This window comes from Achromobacter pulmonis, from assembly GCF_002885955.2.
In the GTDB taxonomy this organism is placed as follows: Bacteria; Pseudomonadota; Gammaproteobacteria; order Burkholderiales; family Burkholderiaceae_B; genus Achromobacter; species Achromobacter pulmonis_A.
Genome location: NZ_POQS01000001.1, coordinates 981,511 through 1,002,197, shown reverse-complemented (window position 1 = coordinate 1,002,197; position 20,687 = coordinate 981,511). Strand labels below are relative to the sequence as shown.

Here is a 20,687-nt window from a genome sequence, read left to right as displayed (position 1 = left end):
CCGCCGCGGCGGCCGTTTCAGCGCCAGCGGCGGAAGATCAGCGAGGTATTGATGCCGCCGAAGGCGAAGTTGTTGTTCATGACATATTCGTTGCTCATGCGGCGGCCCTCGGTCAGATAGTCCAGCTCGCCGCAGCGCGGATCGACGTGGTCCAGGTTCAGCGTGGGCGCGTACCAGTCGCGGTTGAGCATTTCGATGCTGAACCAGGATTCCAGCACGCCGCAGGCGCCCAGGGTATGGCCCAGGTAGCTCTTCTGCGAGCTGATCGGCATGCGGCTGCCGAACAGGCTGTGGGTGGCCTGGGTTTCGGCGATGTCGCCCTGCTCGGTGGCGGTGCCGTGGCCGTTGACGTAGCCGATGGCCTGCGGCGCCAGGCCGGCGTCGGCCAGCGCCATTTCCATGGCCACGCGCATGGTGCGGGCCTCCGGGCGGGTGATGTGGGCGCCGTCCGAGTTGCTGCCGAAACCCACGATTTCCGCATGGATGCGCGCGCCGCGCGCCAGCGCGTGGTCCAGCGATTCCAGCACCAGCATGCCGGCGCCTTCGCCGATCACCAGGCCGTCGCGGTCGCGGTCGTAGGGGCGAGGGGTGAGGCCGGGCGTATCGTTCTTCTGGCTGGTGGCGTAGAGCGCGTCGAACACCAGCGCCTCGCTGGCGCAGAGCTCTTCGGCGCCGCCGGCCAGCATCAGTTCCTGGCGTCCGTAGCGCACGGCCTCGTAGGCGTAGCCGATGCCCTGGCTGCCCGAGGTGCAGGCGCTGGACGTGGGGATGATGCGGCCCTTGAGTTCGAAAAAGATGCCGACGTTGGCCGCCGTGGTGTGCGGCATCATGCGCACGTAGGAATTGGCGTTCAGGTCGTCGGTGACGCCGTTGAGCAGCATATTGCCGAAGGCGCGGATTTCCGCCGTGCTGCCGATGGACGAGCCGCAGGCCACGCCCATGCGGCCGTCCTTGATGGCGGGGTCGTCCAGCAGCGCCGCGTCGGCCAGGGCCAGCTCGGCGGCGCGCACCGCCAGCTGCGAGACGCGGCCCATGCTGCGCAGCTGCTTGCGGGTCCAGTGCGCCGGCGGGCGGAAATCCTCGATGGGCCCGGCCAGCCGGGTATTCAGTTCCGCGTAGCGCGACCATTCCGGCATGCAGCGGATGGCGCTGCGGCGCGCTTCCATCGCCGCGCGCACGCCGGCCCAGTCCGAACCCAGCGCGCTGATGCCGGCCATGCCGGTGACGACCACCCGCTTCATCAGCACAGCCCTCCGTTGACGCCGATGACCTGGCGCGTGATGTAGGCCGCGCCCGGCGACATCAGGAAGGCGACGGCGGCGGCCACTTCCTCGGGCCTTCCCATGCGCTGCGCCGGCACGGCTTTGAGGATCTCGTCGACCGGCACGTGCTCGTCCAGCATGTCGGTGTCGATCAGCCCGGGCGCCACGCAGTTCACGGTGATCTGGCGCTTGGCCAGCTCCACCGCCAGCGCCTTGGCCGCGCCGATCAGGCCGGCCTTGGACGCGCTGTAATTGACCTGGCCGCGGTTGCCCACCACGCCGGAGACGGAGGCGATGCAGACGATGCGGCCCGGCGCGCGGCGGCGGATCATGGGCATGGCCAGCGGACCCAGCACGTTGTAGAAGCCGTCCAGGTTGGTGCGCAGCACCTCGTCCCAGTCGTCGCCGGTCAGGGCGGGAAAGGCGCCGTCGCGCGTCAGGCCGGCGTTGAGCACCACGCCGTAGTAGGCGCCGTGGGTGTCGACGTCGGCCTGCAGCGCGGCTGCGCATTGCTGGCGGTCGGCGACGTCGAACTGCAGCACGCGGGCCTGGCGGCCGCGCGCCTGGACTTCGGCCTGCACGGCCTCGGCCTGGCCGCGCTGCCGGCGGCAGTGCAGCACCAGATCGTGGCCGGCGTCGGCCAGGGCCAGCGCGATCGCGCGGCCGATGCCGCGGCTCGAACCGGTGACGAGGATGGGGGCTGCGCTCATTCGGGTGACTCTTCCTGGATAAAGGCGTTGGGGTCCTGCGGCTGGTAGACGTTCAGCCTGGCCTGCGCCAGCAGGCGCGCGCCGTCGTGCAGTTCGCATTCGAACACGCTGATGCCGCTGGCGTCGGCCAGGCCGCGGCGCACCTGGACCGTCAGGCGCGCGCCGGCCGGCAGGGCGTCGGCATGGCTTTCGTAGCGCCGCGTGCCCAGCAGAAAGCCCAGCTTGACGGGCTGGCCGGCCTCGCGCGCGCGGCAGCCGGCCCAGGCGCCCACGGCCTGGGCCATCAGCTCCATGCCCAGCCAGGGCGGCAGCGAACCGTCCGCCAGGCTATAGGGCCCGGGCTTGACGACGGCCAGCGCGCACAGGCTGTCCGCATCATAGCTGCGGATCTCGTCTATCAATATCATGTCGCCGGCGTGCGGCAGCAGGCTGGCGATGGGCCACGGGATCATGGCTGCGCTCCGAGGATCAGGCTGACGTTGTTGCCGCCGAACGCGAACGAATTGCTCATGGCCACGCGCGGGCGGCCCGGCGCGTAGCGGTGCGCCGGCGTGCTGAATTCCAGCGCCGGCAGCTGCGGGTCGGGCACGCCGTCCCAGACGTGGGGAATCAGGCGCGCGCCGGCATTGGAGGCCGACAGCGTGGCCCAGGCCAGCGCCGCCTCCAGCGCGCCGGCCGCGCCCAGGGCATGGCCGGTCAGCGCCTTGGTCGAACAGCACGGCACGCCCTGCGGGAACACGGCGTGCATGGCGTGGCTTTCCATCGCGTCGTTGTGCGGCGTGCCGGTGCCGTGCAGGTTGACCCAGCCGACGCTGGCCGCGTCCAGGCCGGCCGAGGCCAGGGCGGCCTGCATGGCCTGGCGCGCGCCGGCCCCGGTCGGCTCCGGCGCCGACATGTGCCAGGCGTCGGAACTGGCGCCTCCGCCGAGCAGGGCCACGCCGTCGGGCCCGGCCGCGTCGCGCGCCATCAGGAACAGCGCGCCGGCTTCGCCGATGTTGATGCCGCGGCGGTTGGCCGAGAACGGCAGGCACAGGCCGTCGTCGATGGCGCCGAGCGCGGCGAACCCGTTGATGGTCAGCCGGCACAGCGTATCCGCGCCGCCGCAGACCACGGCGTCGCACAGGTCCAGTTCGAGCAGGCGGCGGGCCGACAGCAGGGCGCGCGCGCCCGAGGTGCAGGCCGTCGACAGCGTATAGGCCGGTCCGCTGACGCCCAGCCAGTCGGCGAAGAACGACGCAGGCGAGGACAGGGCCTGGCGGCGGTAGTCGTAGTCCGCCGGCCAGGCGCCGTGCGCGGCCAGGTGGCCGAAGGCGGGCGCGTTGTCGTTCACGCCCGAGGTGCTGGTGCCCAGCACCACGGCCACGCGGCCCGGCCCGTAACGCGCCACGGCGCCGCGCAATTGCGCTTCGATCTGCAGGGCCGCGGCCAGCAGCAACTGGTTGTTGCGGCTGCGGTGATGCGCCGGCAGGGCGTCGGGAATGGCAGGCAGCTCGCCGTCGTAGCCGCCCAGGGTCAGGGCGCGTCCGCGCACCCAGCCGGTGCGCGCGCGCATGCCGGACGTGTCGCCGGCCAGCGCGGCCGCGGCCACGGCGTCTATGCCCGCGCCCAGCGCGCAGACCACGCCGGGCTTGCCCAACCACGCGTTCATGGCTGCTCCTTCAGCGGCGAGATCCGCCAGTTCGTGCCGTCGGCGTCGACGATGGTGAAATCGCCGGCCCGGGCGGCGTCGGGCCAGCGCACGCTCCAGCGCGCGCGCCCCTGTTCCAGCAGGTCGCGCTGCAGCGCCGCGCCCGTGCGGCGCGCCTGCCAGCGGCCCGGACCATAGGCGGCGTCCAGCTCGGCCTCGGGCGTCCAGGCGAACATCAGTGCGGCGAACAGGTCGCGCGCCTGGGGGTTGGGGCGCAGGAAGCCGTCGTTGCGCCACTGGCCGTGTTCGAGCATCTGGCGGGCCTGCGGCACGCCCACCAGGTCGAACAGCGACCAGCGCAGCGCGGCGCCTTCGCGCTGCACCACCAGCATCGCGTCCTGCGGCGGCTGGCCGGGCGCGGCCTGCACCAGGTGCAGCTGCCGGGGCAGCGCGAACGCCGCCGTGCGCGCCGGCAGGGGCGGGGCGCCGGCGCAGCCGGCCAGCGCGGCCGCCAGCCAGGCCGCGCCGATGCAGCGGGCGAGCCTCGTTATCGTCATGCGGCCTCCGGCGGCGCGTCGCCGCCGCGGCACAGTTCGCTCAGCATGCGCAGGCGGCGCTGCGGGCTGGCGACGAAGGGGTTGGACAGATCCCAGGCGTAGCCCGCCAGGATCGAACTGATCATGCGGCGGATCTCGGGTTGCGCGTGTTCGTAGAAAACCACGTCCTGGAATTCGCCGCTGTACCAGCCCTGCACGTAGGCGCGGAACGTCTCCACGCCCACCATGAGCGGGTCGGCGAACGCCGTCTGCCAATCGACCTGCGCGCCGCCCAGCTGGCGGTGCAGCGCGTCGGCGGCCAGCTTGGACGAGCGCAGCGCGATGGTCACGCCCGATGAAAACACCGGGTCCAGGAATTCCGCGGCATTGCCCAGCAGCGCGTAGCCGGGGCCATGCAGCCGGCGCACGCTGGCCGAATAGCCGCCGATGGCGCCGGCCGGCGTGTCCCAGACGGCGTGCTTCAGAATGCGTTCCAGATTGGGCGCGGCGCGCGCCATCGCGCGCAGGACGGCCATCGGATCGGCATCGGCGCCGCCGAACCGTTCCTCGCCGCCCACCACGCCGAACGAGCTGCGGCCGTTGGAGAACGGGATCAGCCAGTACCAGATGCCGCGTTCCTCGGGATGCACGCTGATCAGGATTTTCTCGCGGTCGAAGCCGGGGTCGTCGATGCGGTCCTCGATATGGGTGTAGATGGCCTTGCGCGGCGGCATCGACGAGGGGATTTCCAGGTCCAGCAGGCGCGCCAGCACCCGCCCGTAGCCGCTGGCGTCGAGCACGAAGCGGGCCTGCACGCGGTAGCTGGCGCCGTCGGCGCCGCGCACCGCCAGCGTCGGCTCGCCATCGAAGTCGGCCGCGGTCACTTCCTGCCGGTAGCGCAGCTCCACGCCCTGGCGCGCCGCCTCGTCGGCCAGCACCTGGTCGAAGCGCGCGCGCTGCACCTGGAAGGTGGTGCCCGGACCGGGGGTGAACTTGTCGCGGAAGTCGAAATAGCTGTAGCGCTCGCCGCAGGCGAAGGCCGCGCCGTTCTTGACCTGGAAGCCCGCGGCCCGGACCGCCGGCAGCATGCCCGCTTCCTCCACGAATTCCAGGCAATGGGCCAGCAGGCTTTCGCCGATGGAAAAGCGCGGAAACTGCTGGCGCTCCAGCACCAGCACGTCATGCCCCTGCCGCTTGAGCAGCGCCGCGGCGACCGCGCCGGCCGGGCCCGCGCCGATGATCACGACTTCGCGTTGTTCCATCTCCGACCTTCTCCTATTCAGTTTGCGGAGCGGCCGGCCGGACCCAGGGCGCCCACAGCAGCGAGAAGGCCACGCCCAGCGCCACCGCCAGCCCGAAGTTGGCCAGCGCCGGGGTGCGGCTGAAAGCCAGCAGCCCGAAGGACAGCAGGGTGGTGGACGCGCTCAGCGCGATGCCGACGAGGCTGGCGGGCGCGCCCGCGATGCGCTCGTACATGAAGATCGCGTAATCCACCCCGATGGCCGACACCAGCAGCAGCCCGAACAGGCTGAACAGCGTGAGCGGCTGGCCCAGGTAGCCCAGCGCGGCCAGGCTGCATGCCGTGGCGGCGACCGGCACGGTCAGGATACGCCAGGCGGCCGCGCGCCCCAGCGTCAGCAGCAGCAGGGCGGCGGCCACGGCGTAGGACAGCAGCTTGAGTTCGGCGGCCTCGATGCGGGTGTCGGCGAACATGCGGTTCAGTTCGCCGCTGCGGTCCACCAGCGTCGCGCCCGGCACGGTTTCGGCGATGCCGGCGAGCGCGGCGGCGTCGCGCAGGCCCAGCAGGGTCACCATGCCCGCGACCTGCCCATCGCGCTCGCCCAGCCACAGGCCGCGCCAGCGTTCGGCCTGCTGGCCTTGCAGCGCCGCGGCGATGGTGACGGGCGGCAGGGCGGCGAGCGACCGCAGTTCCTCCTGCAAGGCTTCATAGGGAATGCCCAGGGCCGTAAGCGGGGCCCAGCGTTCGGGCTGCGCGGCCGCCGCGGCCAGGCTGCGGCCCAGCGCCTGCTGTTCGGCCACGGGCGCGACCAGCTGGCTCAAGGCGTTGTAGGCGGCGAGGTCGCCGCGTTCGACCAGGGCGTCCAGCGCCCGCGCCACGCGCGCCTGCCGGCGCAGCAGCTCGTCGGCGTCGGGCGCGCGCAGCAGGAAGAACTGGCTGGTCGGCACGAAGCCGGTGATCTCGCCGATCTGGCGCGCCTGCTGCAGCAGCGGCGCGGGCAGGCTCAGCCACTGCCGCAGGTCGTCCTGGACGCCGAGCCGGGCGATGCCGCCGGCGGCGCCCGCGGCCAGCGCGAGCGCGCCTATCCAGAACGCGCCGCGGCGGGCGTGCAGGCGTTCACGCGCATCCAGCGCCGCCGTCGACAGGCGCAGCAGCGGCTGCCAGGGACGCGGACGCCAGCCCTCCATCCAGGCCGGCAGCTGGCACACCGTGCAGGCGTAGGCGCCCAGCAGGCCGGCCGCCGAAAACACCGCCGTCTGCGTGAGCGCCGGAAACGGCGTGAACGCCAGCGCCACATAGCCCACCAGGGTGGCGGCCAGGCTGATGGTCAGCCCCGGCAGCACGCGCCGCAGCGCGGGCCAGCTGCGCCAGTCGGCCATGCCGTAGCTCTTGCCCAGCCAGTGCAGCGGAAAATCCACCGCCACCCCGATCAGGCTGGCGCCGATGACCAGGGTGAGCAGATGAATGGAGCCGAACACCGCCACGCAGGCCACCGCGCCGGTCACCAGGCCCACGGCCACCGGCGCGAAGGCCAGCAGGGCGCGCGCGCGGCGCAGCGCCAGCAGCAGCACCGCGACGATGCCCAGCGTGGCGCCGGCGCCGATCCAGCTGCTTTCGGCCACGGCCTGCGCGCGGCCCGCGGCCGCGTACAGCGGGCCGCCGGCCACCAGCAGTTCGGCGCCTTCGGCGTCCAGCACCTTGCGGTCCTGCTCCAGCTGCGCCGCGATGCGCTGGGGCGTGGCCGAGTCGAAGGCGTCGTCGCGGGTTTCGGCGCGCACCAGGATCCAGCGCCTGCCCGCATGCTCGGCCTGCAGGGTGCCGCTGCGTATGTCGTACTGCACCGCGCCGCCCGGATGCAGGGCTTCCTCGGCGCGGCGGGTCAGGCCGAGCCAGTCCTGGTCCGCCGGCACCAGCCCCGAGGATGAAAACGGATCCGACAGTTCGCGCGCGCGGCGCGCGGCGTAGGCGGCGGGATCGGTCTGCAGCTGGCGCCGGTCGGCCGCCGGCGGCATGGCCAGCCGGCCGGCCAGAAGCTGCCGGCGCAGCGCCGCCAGGTCCACGTCCAGCTCCACCTGCACGCGCGAAAACAGGCCACTGTCGGTCCAGCGCTGCGCCAGCCGGCGCGCGGGCGCGGCGGGGTCGGCGCCGGCCGACACCAGCGCGATCAGCTGGCGCGACAGCGGCTCCTGGATGCGGGCCTCGGCAAGCTGGCGCGTGGCGTCGCTGCCGGCGCGCGGCACCAGCTCCATCAGGTCGGCCGACACCGGCCAGCCGTTGCGGCACAGCCAGGCGCCCAGGCAGAGGACCAGCAGCAGCCCCAGCTTGAACAGCCGGGGCAGCCAGCGTTCAATCGGCAAACGCACGTTGCTCCTCGGCGGTGAGGGCCTGGGCGGCGGCCGCGTCCTGCATCTGCAGCACAGTGCGGTCGCCCTGCGTCTCGCGCAGTTCGATGCGCTGGACCAGCGCCGCGCCGTCGATCCGGATGCCGTCGAAGATCTGGCGCAGCAGCGCCGACCTGGGCGTGAGCACGAGCCGCCAGGCCTGGGCCGTGCCGCTGAGCGCAAGATCGAAGTTCTCGCGCAGGCCGCTGGTGTCGCCCGCCAGCACGGACAGGAACAGCTGGTTTTCGTGGCTGGCGCCTGCGCGCTGCGGCAGGGCCTGCCATTTGCCGTCGTCGCCGCGGCGCGAGATGCCGCGCGCGTCGATGCGCAGGTCCTGGGCCACGGGGGTGCGCAGCAGCCACAGCAGCCCCTTGCCGGCGGCCAGCGTGAAGTCGCCGCGGCTGGTGAGCGGTTGCGGCAGCGAGCGCAGGAATTTCTGCTGCACGAAGTGGCCGCGCACCACGGGCGCGGCGCGCAGCTGCGCCTGCAGGTCGGCCAGTTCGAAGGCCTGCGCGCTCCAGGACGGCAGGGCCAGCGCCAGCAGCGCGGCGCGCAGCAGCACGCGCCGCTTCATGCCGGCGCTTCCATGGCTTGCAGGCGGCGCCGCACGGCCTCGGTCAGCGCGGCCGGCGAGGCCAGCTGCATTTCGCCGGTCTCGATGCGGACCGCGACCTGCTCGGTGCTGGCCCGGGTCAGGCGCTGGCCGGTCTGCGCGTCCAGGATCAGGTAATGGATCTTCAAGCGATGCTCCCATTCCACCAGTTCGGCCCGCACGACCAGGCGCTGGCCGAACTGCGCCGGCTGCGCATAGCGCAGGTGCAGGTCGATCACGGGCCAGGCATAGCCGCTGGCCCGCATGGCGCAGTAGTTATAGCCCAGCGCGTCGAGCAGCTCGCAGCGCGCCTGTTCCAGGTACTTCACATAGTGGCCGTGCCAGACCACGTGGATCGAGTCGACGTCGAAGAATGGCACCCGGATTTCGACTTCAGCGCTGATCACGCCTCTTTTACGCATCGTCTTTCCAGAAAGGGTAGAAGTTGAACCATTGCAGCGGCGCCTGGCGGCAGTGCGCAGCCAGGCGGTCGGCGTAGCCCTGGGCCAGTTCCGCGATGCGCGCCGGGCGCGTGGCCCGCGTCCATTGCACGCGCTCGCGCAGGCGCTCCAGGCTCACGCGGTAGCGCGCGCCGTGGCGCGTGCAGAACAGCAGGTTGACCGGGCAGCCCAGCAGGCCGGCCAGCAGCCAGGGGCCCTGGGGCAGCAGGGCGGTGTCGCCCAGGAACTGCACCGGCGTGGTCCGGTCGCCCCGCAGCGGCACCCGGTCGCCGGCGATGGCCAGCCACTCGCCGCGCTCCAGCCGTTCGGCCAGGTCCAGCATGACGCCGGCGTCCAGCTCGCTGACCTGGATCATGCGCAGGCCGCCGCCGGCCTCGCCGAGCAGGCGGTTGAAGCGCGCCGCGTGCTTGTCGTGGACCAGCACGTTGAGCTTGAGCGTGCCCGCCTGTTGCGCCAGCGCGCGGCAGATTTCGATATTGCCCAGGTGCGAGCCGACCAGGATCTGGCCGCGGCCCCGGCCCATCTGCGCGTGCAGGCCGTCGGGATCGGCGATGTCCAGGCTGGCCGGCGTGATGCGGCCGCGCCAGGCGTCGAACTTGTCCAGGATGGCGTGCGCGAAGGCGAGGTACTGGCGGTAGACCGGCAGCGTGCGCGGCAGCGGCGCAGCCAGGCCGCCCGCCTGCCTCAGCCTGCGCTGGTAGGCGGCGATGGCGCGGCGCGCGCGGGCGCCGGAGACGTAGAAATACAGCACCACCAGCCAGACCACCGGCGCGATGGCGCGCCGGCCCAGCCTGCGCGCGGCCCAGACCGTCAGGCGCATGAGCGCCAGGCTGCCGCGTTCGGGCTGCTCGGCCCAGTGTCCGTCGGCCGCGCTCATGTCCGCGCTCCTCGCGCCAGCCGGCGCCACAGCAGCGCCGGCGCGCGCACCAGCATGCCGAAGAACAGGCGCGCGTGCATGCGGCTGATCAGCGCGTTGTCGCGCACGCCCTTGAAATGCGAGACGCCGTCTCGCGGGTAGGCCACGCGCGTCGGCAGCCAGATCATGGGCGCGCCGCGCCAGTGCAGCCGGACCAGCACCGCGATGTCGAAATCCATGCGCTGGCCGACCCGCGCGCCGTCGATCACCGGCAGCGCCAGCGACAGGGGATAGACGCGGAATCCGCACATGGCGTCGGGAATGTCGGCCGACAGCGTATTGATCCAGACCCAGACGCGGGTCAGCCAGCGGCCGTACAGGCGGCTGCGCGGCACGTCGTCGCCATATACCGGCCGGCCGCAGACCAGGGCTTGCGGATGCTCGCGCGAGGCGCGCGCGAACGCAGCGGCGTCCGCCAGGGCATGCTGCCCGTCGGCGTCGACCTGCAGCGCATGGGTGTAGCCCAGCGCCGCCGCCGCCCGCAGCCCGTCCTGCACCGCCGCGCCCTTGCCGCCGTTGGCCGGGCGCCGCAGCAGATGCGTGCCGGGCCGCGCGGCCAGCGCGTCCAGCACCGCGGCGCAGCCGGGCTCGGAGCCGTCGTCCACCAGCACGCAGGGCAGGCCTTGCGCGGCCAGTTGCGCCTGCACGGCGCCGACGGTGGCGCCGTGGTTGTACACGGGGATGAGCGCGCACAGGCGATAACCGCTCATGGCGCGCCGTCCTCCAGGATGCGGCCCGACGAGCAGGGCTGGCCGTCCACCGTATAGGCGAAATGCAGCTTGTGTTTGGCGGCGTCCCATTTCAGCGTCAGCGTCGCCGGGTCGCCGGGCCGGAGCAGGCGCTGGAACTTCAGGACCTCCATGCCCCCAAAGCGCAGGCCGGGCCGCAGGTCGCGCCGGGCCAGCGACATGGCCCAGCCGATCTGCGCCACGCCCGGCACCACCGGCACGGCCGGGAAGTGGCCGCTGAAATGGATCAGGTCGCAGGGGATCTCCATGGCGTAGCGGCGTTCGCCGTCGGCCCCGGCGGGCAGCGCCACGGCCTGCGGCGCCAGCGGGCGCGGACCGGCCGCGGCCTCGAAATCCTGCGGCAGCAGCTTGCCCTGCGCGTTGCAGGGCAGTTGCGTCATCAGGCGCCAGGCGCGCGGGATGGCCAGCGATTCGAAGCCGGCGGCCAGGTGCGCGCGCAGCTCGGCCAGGAGCGCCTTGCGCCCGCCGTTGCGCAGGGCGTGCAGGCCCCGGGCCGACAGCGCGACCAGCGCGACCAGCCGCGGCGCGCCGGCCAGCGTGCCCAGGCGCGCCTGCGCGACATAGCGGTGCCGCGCCAGCGCCTGCTCCAGCATGGGCAGCGAGATGCGCTTTTCTTCGATCTTGACGATGCGGTCCAGGCGGCCGAGCAGCCGGAATCCGCGTCCGCTCAGTTCGACGGCGTCGGCGGTCTGTTCCTCGGCCGCGCCGACCCAGGGCGACTGCACGCGCAGCGCGCCCTCGGCGTTGCGGCTCACGGCCACGCCGGGCAGCGGCCGCCAGTCCTGCGCGCCTTCGCGCCAGGCCACGGCGCCGGTTTCGGTGCTGCCGTAGATCTCGATGGGCCGCAGCCCGAGGTTGCGCGCGATGTGGTCGGACGCGTCGGCCGGCAGTTCGCCGCCGGCGGAATCGATGCGCAGCAGCCGCCCGCGCAACGCCGCCCAGTCCAGCCGCTGGCCCAGGCGGCGCAGCAGCGCCGGGCTGGCGATCCAGGCGAACTCGGAGTGGCGCAGGCTGGCGCGCTGCAGGTCTTCGGGATAGATGCGCTGGAACCTATCCAGCAGCCGGCCCGCGCACAGCGGCCACAGCACCCGGAAGGGCAGGCCGTACATATGCTGGGCCGATACGCTGCCCAGCACGGGCGCGCGCATGCCGGGCCATTGCCGTTCCAGCGCGTCGACCTCGTCCATCAGTTGCCGCCAGGTCTTGGCGATGTGCTTGGACCGGCCGCTGGAGCCGGAGGTGCACAGCACCAGGCCCAGCGCGGGATCGAGTTCGGCGGGCGCCAGCGGCGCGCCCCGCAGGTCCGCCAGCCGCCATTGCCGCGGCGCCGGCAGCGGCACGGGCGCGTCGACGAGCCAGCCGTCCACGGTGCAATCCAGCGCCGCGCAGGTATGAGGCTGGACGTCGCCCGGCAGCACGGCCGTCGCGCCGGCCCGCCAGCAGGCCAGCAGCGCGACCGCCAGCATGGCCGCGTCTTCGAACCACAGCGCCACGCGGCGCAGCCGCAGCGCCTGCAGCGCGCCGGCCGCCGACAGGCAGGCCTGCGCGAAATCGGCGCGCGTGAGCAGCGGCTCGTCGGCGACCGCCAGCGCGGGCGCGCCCGGCTGCAGGAGTTGCGTCAGCGGCGTCCAGGACATGGCTCAGGCCGCTTTGGCCGCGGCCGGACGCAGCAGCCACTCGCCGGCCAGCAGCAGCCCCATCAGCCCGTAGCTGATGGCGCCGTTATAGGCCAGCCACCAGTCCCACGGCGCCCAGGCGGCCAGGGCCGCGGCGGTGGCGCCGTTCAGGACGAAGAAGGCGCACCACACCAGCGTGACCTTGCGCGTGTAGCGCACGCCGGCCGGCGGCAGGTCGGGATGGCGCAGGCGCGCCAGGCGTTCGATCACCGGCGGGCCGAATTTCAGGCTGGCGCCGAAGACCGCCAGCATCATGGCGTTGACCATGACCGGATACCAGCGCAGGCCGGCTTGCGAATCCGTGGCGGCCAGGACCAGGCAGAACACGACCGCGACGGCCGGCAGCGCGCGCGAGCCGGGCTGCGCCGCGCCCGCGGTCAGGCCGCGCGCCAGCCACAGCAGCGCCAGCGGCAGCGCGATCCAGGCCGTGCTCACGCGTCCCAGCGCCGCATAGACGGCGAAGGGATACGCGATGCCGGCCACGGTCAGCGCGGCTGCCACGCCCCGTCTCATGCGGCCGGGTCCTGCTTCTGCCACATGGCTTCGACCACGTCCTCGATGGTGCGCACCGCACGGAAGTCGTTGGCGTCGAGCTTGCGGCCGGTCTGGCGGCGCACCTGGTCGATCAGATCGATGGCGTCGATGCTGTCGATTTCCAGGTCGGTGTACAGGTTCGCCGCGGGCGTGATGCGTTCCGGTTCGATCTCGAACAGTTCGATCAGCACGCTGCGCAGCGTATCGAAGATTTCTTCGCGGGTTTGCATCGTGGACTCCGTCTGCATTAGTCGTGGCGCTGGGCGTTCACGAAGGCTGCCAGCGTGGCGATGCTGGTGAAATGTTCGCGCATGTTCCGGGTTTCGGGATCGATGGTGATGCCGTAGCGCTTCTGCAGGGCCAGGCCCAGCTCCAGCGCGTCCACGGAGTCCAGCCCCAGGCCGTCGCCGAACAGCTGGGCGTCGCTGTCGATATCCTCGGGCGTGATGTCCTCCAGCCCCAGGGATTCGATGACGAAGGTTTTCAGTTCAAGTTCCAGTTGATTCATCCAGCTTGGACTCCGGGTTCGCCGCGATGGGCGATGGTTGGTTCGGCGCAGCGCGGGCGGGCGCGGCGCGCGCCAGCTCGGCTTCGAAATAGGCATGCAGGTAATCGTTCATCCGGCGTCCGGCGATGGGCAGCGGATGCGCGGCCAGCCAGGCGGCGGGATCGACGTCCTCGCCGACGTGGATGACATAGCGCATCCGGCTGGGCGGAATCCGGTACCAGGGCTCGCCCTTGGTCAGGCTGCGCGGATTCATGCTGATCACCACGGGCGTCACCACGCGCGCGCCGCGCAGCGCGATGGCGCAGGCGCCGCGATGAAAGCGCGGCGACGAATCGCGCGGCGTGCGGGTGCCTTCGGGAAAGACGATCAGCGTCTCGCCGTTGCGCAGCACCTCGGCGGCGCGGTCGAACATGTCGAAGCTCTCGTCGTTGGTGATGTAGCCGCAGCCGGCGATCGGCCCGCGCGTGAACGGGTTGGACGCCAGGCCGTGCTTGACGATGCAGTTGGCGTTGTCGACGTGGCCGACCAGGAACACCACGTCCAGCAGCGAGGGATGATTGGCCAGGATCATCTGCCCCGGCTGCCCCAGGCGCTCGGCGCCGCGGAAATCGATGGTCAGGATGCCGGTGCGCACCATGAAGCGGATGAAGATGCGGAACGTCCAGCTCAGGGTCCGGCGCGCCCGGCGCTGGCGCTCGCGCAGCCCGCCCGGCAGCAGGCGCTGCGCCGGGAACACCAGCACGCGCAGCAGCACGCCGCCCACGCCGAACAGCGTGAACGCCATGCCCGTGGCGACGAGCCGCCAGAGCCACCAGTCCTGCCGCGGCGCCGAGGTCGTCATGCCGCCCGCGTCCAGGTCCACTGGCGCGCGCGGTTCGCGTGCCGCCAGGCATCGCCGCCCAGGCACAGTTGGCGCAGCAGGTTCAGGGGATTGGGCCACAGCTGCGGCGGCGTACAGGCCGGCTCGGCCGGGCGCGGCGCCATGGCCAGCGTCCAGTCGGCGCCGGGGCGCAGGTGCAGGGCGACGGCGTAGGAATACGGCACGTCCTGCACCCAGGGAGAGTAGGGCGCCGGCGGCGATTCTTCGGCCAGCACCACCAGCACGTCGTCGTGGCCCTGGCCGAACAGCATGGCGGCTTCGACGATGGCGTGCTCCAGGCCGTCGTCCTCCACCGACAGGGCCACCGATTCGGCGGTTTCGCGGCGTATGATCGACCACTGGGCGGCGATGGCGTTGTGCACCGACAGGCCGAACGCCGTGGGCGAGAGCGGTTCGCCGGCGGCCAGCGCCTGCAGCAGCCCGAAGTTGCGGCTGGTCTCGCCGTGGCGCGAGGCGTAGACCAGCGGCATGCCGGGTCGGGCCTGGGCCATCGGCCACGCGCAGTCGAACACCCCGCGGGCCAGTGCGCTCAGGCGGCGGCGCTGCAGGGCGGGCAAGAAGTCCAGCCGGGCCGCATCCTGATTTCCGACGGGGCAGAACGGGTGTCGCGCCCAATCCAGCCAGCCTTCGGGGCTATCGATGCCAGGCGCCCAACCTCGCCATTGCGCGATCGAAAACGTCAACATAGCGCGCGATTCTACTACGGTGCTTTTGGCTGATTTTGATGAAAAAAGTTACCTGGGGCGCATCTTGTTGCGCGCTCTTCCGACCCTTTTAATGCAGGTTACCTTTTAACTTGGATACCCCTGAAATCCTGCTCTGGTGGGCCGACGGCCACGCCGCGCAAGCCTATTCGGAGGACCGGCTCTCGGCCGGCGACGCGGCGCGCGCGCGCACCGTGCGCGGGCCCCGGGCGCAGGCCGACTGGCGCGCCAGCCGCGCCCTGCTGCAGGACGTGCGCACGGCGCTGGCCGAAGGCGCAACGACCTCGCTCAGCCATAGCGCCGGCCATGCGCTGTGCGCCTCGGGGCCGGCGGGGCTGCCGCTGGGCGCCGACCTGGAGCGGATACGTCCCCGCGACGTGCCGCGCCTGGCGCGATGGGTCTGCGCGCCGCGGGAACAGGCCGCGCTGGCGCGCCTGGACGACGCCGCGCGGCTGGAACGCTTCTACCTGCTATGGACGCTCAAGGAAGCCTTCGTGAAGGCGGCGCGGCTGGATTTTCCGGCGGACATGGCCGCGGTCGGCCTGGCGGGCGATCCGGACGCGGACTGGGCCGGATGGCGGCTGCGGGCGCCGCCGGGAGCGTGGCGGGCGGCGGCTTACCGCCTGGGCGGGGAGTGGGTGGCGTCGGCGGTCTGGCGCGCCGCGGCCGGGACGCCGGCGCGTCCCGCGTGGCGCGCTGCAACCAATTGTGTGTTGCCGCCGGTTGCGATTTTGGGCGAGTGGGAGGTGTTAGCGGACTGAAGCGGATGCGGGTTTACCATTAGATTGTTAAAGATGTATTATGAATATATGTTTAACGGCGAACCCGATCGCACCACAAGGAGCAGTAGATGTTGAGTCCCGAAATCCGCGCCCTGGTCAAGAGCACCGCCCCCGTCCTGAAGACGCATGGCGTTGCGCTGACCCGGCATTTTTATGCCCGCATGTTCCAGCACAACCCTGAGCTCAAGCAGGTCTTCAACCAGGGCCACCAGGAAGGCGGTCAACAGCAGCAGGCGCTGGCCGGCGCGGTCGCGGCGTATGCCGAACACATCGACGATCCTTCGGTGCTGATGCCGGTGGTGACGCGCATCGTGCACAAGCACGTGAGCCTGGGCATCCGCCCCGAGCACTACCCCATCGTGGGCAAGCACCTGCTGGCCTCGATCCGCGAAGTGCTGGGCGAGGCGGCCACCGACGAACTGGTGGACGCCTGGGCCGCGGCCTACGGCCAGCTGGCCGATCTGCTGATCGCCGAAGAGGCGCGGCTGTACGGCGAATCGGCCGCCAAGCCCGGCGGCTGGACCGGCTGGCGCGGGTTCCGCGTGGTCGGCAAGCAGCGCGAGAGCGCCGAGATCACCTCGTTCTACCTGGCGCCTGCCGACGGCGGCAAGGTGCCCCCGTACCAGCCCGGCCAATACGTTTCGGTGCGCCTGTACGTGCCCGAACTGGGCCTGATGCAGCCGCGCCAGTACAGCCTGTCCGACGCGCCCGGCCAGGACCGCCTGCGCATCTCGGTCAAGCGCGAAACCGGCAGCGCGCAGGCGCCGGCCGGCCGCGTCTCCAACGCCCTGCACGACCGCCTGCAGGAGGGCGACGTGCTGGACGTGGCGCCGCCGCAGGGCGATTTCCATCTGCGTCCCGAAGGCAACGCGCCCGTGGTGCTGCTGAGCGGCGGCGTGGGCCTGACGCCCATGGTGTCCATCCTGAACCACCTGGTGGGCCTGAACGACGACCGCCAGATCCGCTTCGTGCACGGCTGCCGCAACGGCTCGGTGCACGCCATGAAAGAGCACGTCAACAGCATCGCCGCCGAGCGCCCCAACGTGCGCAAGGCCGTGTTCTACGAGGAAGTCGGCAACGGCGACCAGCGCGGCCGCGACTACGACCACGCCGGCCGCGTGGACCTGCTCGCCATCCAGGACGACGCCATCGTGCCGGGCGCCGACTACTATCTGTGCGGCCCCGCCGGCTTCATGCGCGCGCAGCGCCAGGCCCTGACCAGCCTGGGCGTGCCCGAAGACCGCATCCATGCCGAGGCCTTCGGCAGCGGCGGCGCGCCGGCCTGAGCGGTGTATCCTGGCGGCCTGTCTCCCCGGCCGCCGGGGACCTTCCCGACCTTGCCATGCAACTGACCCGATTCACCGACTTCGGCCTGCGCGTGCTGATGTACCTGACGCAATGCCGCGACCGGCCTACCGCCGTCACCATCCCGGAGATCGCCGACCGCTTCAGCCTGTCGCGCAATCACCTGGTGAAGGTGGCGCACTTCATGGCGCAACGCGGATGGATCGACACCTCGCGCGGCAAGGGCGGCGGCCTGCGCCTGGCGCGCCCGGCCGCCGAGTACCGGCTGGGCGACCTGATCCGCGAACTGGAGCAGCAGGGCCCGCTGATCGACTGCCGCGAGCCGCCTTGCGCGCTGGACGGCGTCTGCCATCTTTCCGGCGTGCTGGCGCGCACCCTGCAGGCCTTCTACGACGCGCTCAACGGCTACACGCTGGCCGACCTGGTGCGCGATCCGACCGCCGCCGCCATCATCCGCCTGCACCGCGCCGCCTGAGGCGCGCATTCCCTTTTGTTATGGACCCTGCGGCATTTGGCATTTGCCGCAGGCGCCGCGCGCGCCCGAGAATAGGCGATTCCCAGTCATTTGGATTCAGGCATGCGCGTTTGCGTCATCGGTGCCGGCGTCGTGGGCGTCACGTCGGCGTATTTTCTGGCGCGCCAGGGCCACGACGTGGTTCTGGTCGACAGCCAGCCCCGTCCGGCGGAAGTGTCCAGCTACGCCAACGGCGGACAGCTCAGCTACAGCTACGTGGCGCCGCTGGCCGGCCCCGGCGTGCTGCCCAGCGTGCCGGGCTGGCTGCTGCGGGCCGATTCGCCGCTGCGGTTCAGGCCCCGGCTGGACCCGCACCAGTGGCGCTGGTGCCTGCAATTCGCGCTGGCGTGCCGCGCCTCGGTGGCGCGCGAATCGACCGCCCAGCTCTCCGGCCTGTCCTATCTCAGCCGCGACGTGATGCATACCCTGCTGGAGCAGGAGAACCTGGATTTCGGCCACCTGAAGAACGGCAAGCTGATCGCCTACCGCAGCCCCGAGCTGCTGGAGAAAGCGCGCGCGCTGGTCGCCTACCAGGCCGCGCACGGGGCCGAGCAGCAGGTGCTGGACGCGGCCCAGACCCTGGCGCTGGAACCCGCGCTGGCCGGCATGNCCCAGCTCTCCGGCCTGTCCTATCTCAGCCGCGACGTGATGCATACCCTGCTGGAGCAGGAGAACCTGGATTTCGGCCACCTGAAGAACGGCAAGCTGATCGCCTACCGCAGCCCCGAGCTGCTGGAGAAAGCGCGCGCGCTGGTCGCCTACCAGGCCGCGCACGGGGCCGAGCAGCAGGTGCTGGACGCGGCCCAGACCCTGGCGCTGGAACCCGCGCTGGCCGGCATGGGCGGCAGCCTGGCCGGCGCCATCTACACGCCGAGCGAAGAGGCGGGCGATTGCCGCCAGTTCACCGAGGCGCTGTTCGAGCGCCTGCAGTCGCTGGGCAACGTGGAATGCGTCATGTCCAATCCGGTTTCCGGACTGCAGCGCGAAGGCCGCCGCATCGTGGCGGTGAACACGCGCCAGGGCGACATCGGCGCCGACGCCATCGTGCTGGCCACCGGCATCGGCACGCGCGCGCTGCTCGGTCCGCTGGGCCATGACGTCCCGCTGTATCCGCTCAAGGGCTACAGCCTGAGCGTGCCGCTGGCCGACGGCGATGATTCCGTGGCCCCGCGCATCAGCGTGACCGACTACGAACGGCGCATCGTCTACGCCCGCGTGGGCGGCATGCTGCGGATCGCGGCCATGGTGGACATCGGCAGCGCCGACGCCGACATCGACCCGGCGCGCATCGCGCTGCTCAAGCGCCAGGTGCGCGAGGCCTTCCCGGCGCTGGACCTGCGCCAGGCGGTGCCGTGGGCGGGCCTGCGCCCGGCCACGCCCACCGGCAAGCCCCTGATCGGGCGCAGCCCTGCGGCCGACAATCTGTGGCTCAACGTCGGCCAGGGCGCGCTGGGCTTCACGCTGGCCTGCGGCAGCGCGGCGCTGCTGACCGCCCAGATGGCGGACGTGGCCTTGCCCCTGGACCCCGCGCCGTTTCGCCCCTGAACCGGCCCATGTCCATTTCCAGATAGCCCCTGCCATTTCGTCGGCAGACGGACTGTCCCGCGCTCCCTAGGATAGGCATCCGCGCGCCGCTTCGCGGCCGCGTCCATCCTAATCCTGCGAGCGCAATCATCATGTCCTATCTGTACCCGTTGTTCGCCATCCTGTTCTGGGCGGGCAACGTCATCGTCTCCAAGATGGCGGCCAGCGCCATCTCGCCCACGGCCATCACCTTCTACCGGCTGGTGCTGGCGCTGTTCCTCATGGGCCTGTTCACCGCGCGCCCGGCCTGGCGCAACCGCAAGCTCATCCTGCGCCACTGGCCCAAGCTGGCCCTGTACGGCGCGCTGTCCTCGGCGCTGTTCCAGGCGCTGTCGTACCGCGCCGCCGAAACCACCACGGCCACCAACATGGCCATTCTGACCGCGCTGATCCCCTTGCTCAGCATGCTGCTCAGCGTGCTGATCCTGCGCGACCCCCTGACCCTGGGCATGGCCGCGGGCGGGGCGCTTTCGTTCATCGGCCTGCTGTACCTGGTGGGGCAGGGCGACATGCTGAGCGTGTTCCAGCAAGGCATCCACGCGGGCGACGGCCTGATGCTGCTGGCGGCCCTGTCGTACGCGCTGTACGGCGTGCTGCTGCGCCACTGGAAGGTGCCGCTGCCGGCCTGGCAGTCGACCTTCGTGCAGTCGATCTTCGCGCTGCTCTACATGCTGCCGCTGTACCTGCGCGTGCCGGCGGCGCAGGCCGCGCTGGACGCGGACACCATTCCGCTGATTCTTTACGCGGGCATTTTCTCGTCGGTGCTGCTGTCGTTCCTGTGGATCGAGGGCGTGCAGCGGCTGGGCCCCAACCGCTGCAGCATCTTCATCAACCTGCTGCCGCTGTTCACCGCGCTGGCCGCCTTCGCGCTGCTGCGCGAGCAGCTGCATGGTTACCACCTGCTGGGCGGCGCGGTGACGCTGGCCGGCGTGCTGCTGGCGCAGACCGTGCAGCGGCCGCTGTTCGGCCGCGCCCGCGGGCTGGCGCTGGACTAGTCCGCGCCTGCGCCCGCGGGTTCGTCCCACACATTGCGCGCGCGCGGCGTCTCGATCCGGTAGTCGGAATATTTGCGGGCGAAGAATTCCGCGCCCAGCGCGGCCGCGGCGTCCAGCGGCCGGCGCGGGTCGGCGGCGATCTCGCCGCGCAGATTGCCCGCGCCGTGCACATAGCCGATGAAATCCGAGTGCGTGTAGCGCGCGTATTCCTGGACCTGGTGCACGATGCCCAGCGCGGCGCCGGGATAGGTCTCCTCGGAAGCCACGGCCAGGCCCAGGCGCTTGCCGGCCATGCGGGCCTTGACCCGCTCGGGCTCGGGGCCGGCGCCGGCGTAGTGCGCGAACGAACGGTCGAAGAAGGCCTTGGCCTGGGCCGACATGCCGTACCACCAGATGGGGGTGCACAGCAGCATGCCGTCGGCCGGCAGGAAATGCTCCAGGAACAGTTCCGCGTAGCGGTCCGTGGGCGCAGGCGCGCGCCGCAGGTCGGGCAGAAAGCCGTGGATGTAATCGTCCAGGAACAGCAGGCTGGCGCGCACGCCCGCGGTTTCGGCGCCGCGCAGCGCGGCCGCGCCCAGCGCCGCGCTGTTGCCGTCGCGCCGCGGGCTGCCCACCAGGATGAGCAGGCTTTTTTCGGCTTGATGTGAATTCATGTGAGGTTTCCCGTTCTTGCAGGCGATATGCCATGCGTCAGGCAGAATTTAGGTTCATCGCCGGGCGGCGACAAATGA

Annotated in this window: 23 protein-coding genes; 5 read left to right on the top strand and 18 right to left on the bottom strand. The window is 71.7% G+C overall.

Going from position 1 to position 20,687, the window contains the following annotated elements:
• Positions 1–17 precede the first annotated feature (17 nt).
• The 17 genes from C1I89_RS04655 to C1I89_RS04575 are packed head-to-tail and all read right to left on the bottom strand — an operon-like array spanning position 18 to position 14,758.
• Complete coding sequence (locus tag C1I89_RS04655) at positions 18–1,241, bottom strand: beta-ketoacyl-ACP synthase (RefSeq protein ID WP_102771587.1); 1,224 nt, start codon at positions 1,239–1,241, stop codon at positions 18–20.
• Entirely contained in the window at positions 1,241–1,972 is a 732-nt protein-coding gene (fabG, locus tag C1I89_RS04650; RefSeq protein WP_102771586.1) for a 3-oxoacyl-ACP reductase FabG, read from the bottom strand. Before fabG ends, C1I89_RS04655 begins: the two co-directional genes overlap by 1 nt.
• The gene (locus C1I89_RS04645; RefSeq protein WP_102771585.1) at positions 1,969–2,424 is read right to left on the bottom strand and encodes an ApeP family dehydratase; all 456 of its coding nucleotides are present in this window, start codon (positions 2,422–2,424) and stop codon (positions 1,969–1,971) included. Before C1I89_RS04645 ends, fabG begins: the two co-directional genes overlap by 4 nt.
• Positions 2,421–3,620, bottom strand: a complete 1,200-nt coding sequence (locus tag C1I89_RS04640) for a beta-ketoacyl-ACP synthase (protein ID WP_102771584.1) — start codon at positions 3,618–3,620, stop codon at positions 2,421–2,423. The genes C1I89_RS04645 and C1I89_RS04640 overlap by 4 nt, the downstream gene beginning before the upstream one ends.
• Positions 3,617–4,156: a hypothetical protein gene (locus C1I89_RS04635; RefSeq protein WP_102771864.1), complete on the bottom strand. Its 540-nt coding sequence runs from the start codon at positions 4,154–4,156 to the stop codon at positions 3,617–3,619. The genes C1I89_RS04640 and C1I89_RS04635 overlap by 4 nt, the downstream gene beginning before the upstream one ends.
• Positions 4,153–5,397: an NAD(P)/FAD-dependent oxidoreductase gene (locus tag C1I89_RS04630; protein WP_102771583.1), complete on the bottom strand. Its 1,245-nt coding sequence runs from the start codon at positions 5,395–5,397 to the stop codon at positions 4,153–4,155. The genes C1I89_RS04635 and C1I89_RS04630 overlap by 4 nt, the downstream gene beginning before the upstream one ends.
• A 13-nt stretch (positions 5,398–5,410) precedes the next feature.
• Complete coding sequence (locus tag C1I89_RS04625) at positions 5,411–7,738, bottom strand: MMPL family transporter (RefSeq protein WP_102771582.1); 2,328 nt, start codon at positions 7,736–7,738, stop codon at positions 5,411–5,413.
• Positions 7,722–8,330 carry an outer membrane lipoprotein carrier protein LolA gene (locus C1I89_RS04620; RefSeq protein ID WP_102771581.1) on the bottom strand — a complete coding sequence of 203 codons (609 nt, stop codon included), beginning with the start codon at positions 8,328–8,330 and terminating at the stop codon, positions 7,722–7,724. Before C1I89_RS04620 ends, C1I89_RS04625 begins: the two co-directional genes overlap by 17 nt.
• Entirely contained in the window at positions 8,327–8,770 is a 444-nt protein-coding gene (locus tag C1I89_RS04615; RefSeq protein WP_102771580.1) for an acyl-CoA thioesterase, read from the bottom strand. Before C1I89_RS04615 ends, C1I89_RS04620 begins: the two co-directional genes overlap by 4 nt.
• A complete protein-coding gene (locus C1I89_RS04610; protein ID WP_102771579.1) occupies positions 8,763–9,686 on the bottom strand; it encodes an LpxL/LpxP family acyltransferase in 924 nt (307 codons plus the stop codon). The genes C1I89_RS04615 and C1I89_RS04610 overlap by 8 nt, the downstream gene beginning before the upstream one ends.
• Complete coding sequence (locus C1I89_RS04605) at positions 9,683–10,435, bottom strand: glycosyltransferase family 2 protein (RefSeq protein WP_102771578.1); 753 nt, start codon at positions 10,433–10,435, stop codon at positions 9,683–9,685. Before C1I89_RS04605 ends, C1I89_RS04610 begins: the two co-directional genes overlap by 4 nt.
• Complete coding sequence (locus tag C1I89_RS04600; RefSeq protein ID WP_102771577.1) at positions 10,432–12,111, bottom strand: ApeI family dehydratase; 1,680 nt, start codon at positions 12,109–12,111, stop codon at positions 10,432–10,434. The genes C1I89_RS04605 and C1I89_RS04600 overlap by 4 nt, the downstream gene beginning before the upstream one ends.
• Positions 12,112–12,114: 3 nt before the next feature.
• The gene (locus C1I89_RS04595) at positions 12,115–12,651 is read right to left on the bottom strand and encodes a hypothetical protein (RefSeq protein ID WP_308810265.1); all 537 of its coding nucleotides are present in this window, start codon (positions 12,649–12,651) and stop codon (positions 12,115–12,117) included.
• Between the two features lie 8 nt (positions 12,652–12,659).
• Positions 12,660–12,914 carry an acyl carrier protein gene (locus C1I89_RS04590; RefSeq protein WP_102771575.1) on the bottom strand — a complete coding sequence of 85 codons (255 nt, stop codon included), beginning with the start codon at positions 12,912–12,914 and terminating at the stop codon, positions 12,660–12,662.
• Positions 12,915–12,931: 17 nt separating this feature from the next.
• Positions 12,932–13,192, bottom strand: coding sequence for a phosphopantetheine-binding protein (locus C1I89_RS04585; RefSeq protein WP_102771574.1), 261 nt, complete (start codon positions 13,190–13,192; stop codon positions 12,932–12,934).
• Positions 13,173–14,033: a lysophospholipid acyltransferase family protein gene (locus C1I89_RS04580; RefSeq protein ID WP_102771863.1), complete on the bottom strand. Its 861-nt coding sequence runs from the start codon at positions 14,031–14,033 to the stop codon at positions 13,173–13,175. The genes C1I89_RS04585 and C1I89_RS04580 overlap by 20 nt, the downstream gene beginning before the upstream one ends.
• A complete protein-coding gene (locus tag C1I89_RS04575) occupies positions 14,030–14,758 on the bottom strand; it encodes a beta-ketoacyl synthase chain length factor (RefSeq protein ID WP_102771573.1) in 729 nt (242 codons plus the stop codon). Before C1I89_RS04575 ends, C1I89_RS04580 begins: the two co-directional genes overlap by 4 nt.
• Positions 14,759–14,868: 110 nt before the next feature.
• Here C1I89_RS04575 and C1I89_RS04570 point away from each other — a divergent pair, with 110 nt between their 5' ends.
• The 5 genes from C1I89_RS04570 (at position 14,869) to C1I89_RS04550 (ending at position 19,956) form a co-directional block, all read left to right on the top strand.
• Positions 14,869–15,537 (top strand): 4'-phosphopantetheinyl transferase family protein, encoded by a 669-nt coding sequence (locus C1I89_RS04570; protein WP_102771572.1) that lies wholly within the window; start codon positions 14,869–14,871, stop codon positions 15,535–15,537.
• An 89-nt stretch (positions 15,538–15,626) separates the two neighbouring features.
• Positions 15,627–16,844, top strand: a complete 1,218-nt coding sequence (gene hmpA / locus C1I89_RS04565) for an NO-inducible flavohemoprotein (RefSeq protein ID WP_102771571.1) — start codon at positions 15,627–15,629, stop codon at positions 16,842–16,844.
• Positions 16,845–16,900: 56 nt separating this feature from the next.
• Entirely contained in the window at positions 16,901–17,338 is a 438-nt protein-coding gene (locus tag C1I89_RS04560; RefSeq protein WP_102771570.1) for an Rrf2 family transcriptional regulator, read from the top strand.
• A 102-nt stretch (positions 17,339–17,440) separates the two neighbouring features.
• Positions 17,441–18,922 carry a D-amino acid dehydrogenase gene (locus tag C1I89_RS04555; protein WP_102771569.1) on the top strand — a complete coding sequence of 494 codons (1,482 nt, stop codon included), beginning with the start codon at positions 17,441–17,443 and terminating at the stop codon, positions 18,920–18,922.
• Positions 18,923–19,053: 131 nt separating this feature from the next.
• Positions 19,054–19,956: a DMT family transporter gene (locus C1I89_RS04550; RefSeq protein WP_102771568.1), complete on the top strand. Its 903-nt coding sequence runs from the start codon at positions 19,054–19,056 to the stop codon at positions 19,954–19,956.
• On the opposite strand, the gene C1I89_RS04545 is transcribed toward C1I89_RS04550, so the two are convergent.
• On the bottom strand, positions 19,953–20,609 hold the full coding sequence (locus tag C1I89_RS04545; RefSeq protein ID WP_102771567.1) for a flavodoxin family protein: 657 nt from the start codon (positions 20,607–20,609) through the stop codon (positions 19,953–19,955). The genes C1I89_RS04550 and C1I89_RS04545 overlap by 4 nt on opposite strands.
• Between the last annotated feature and the right edge of the window lie 78 nt (positions 20,610–20,687).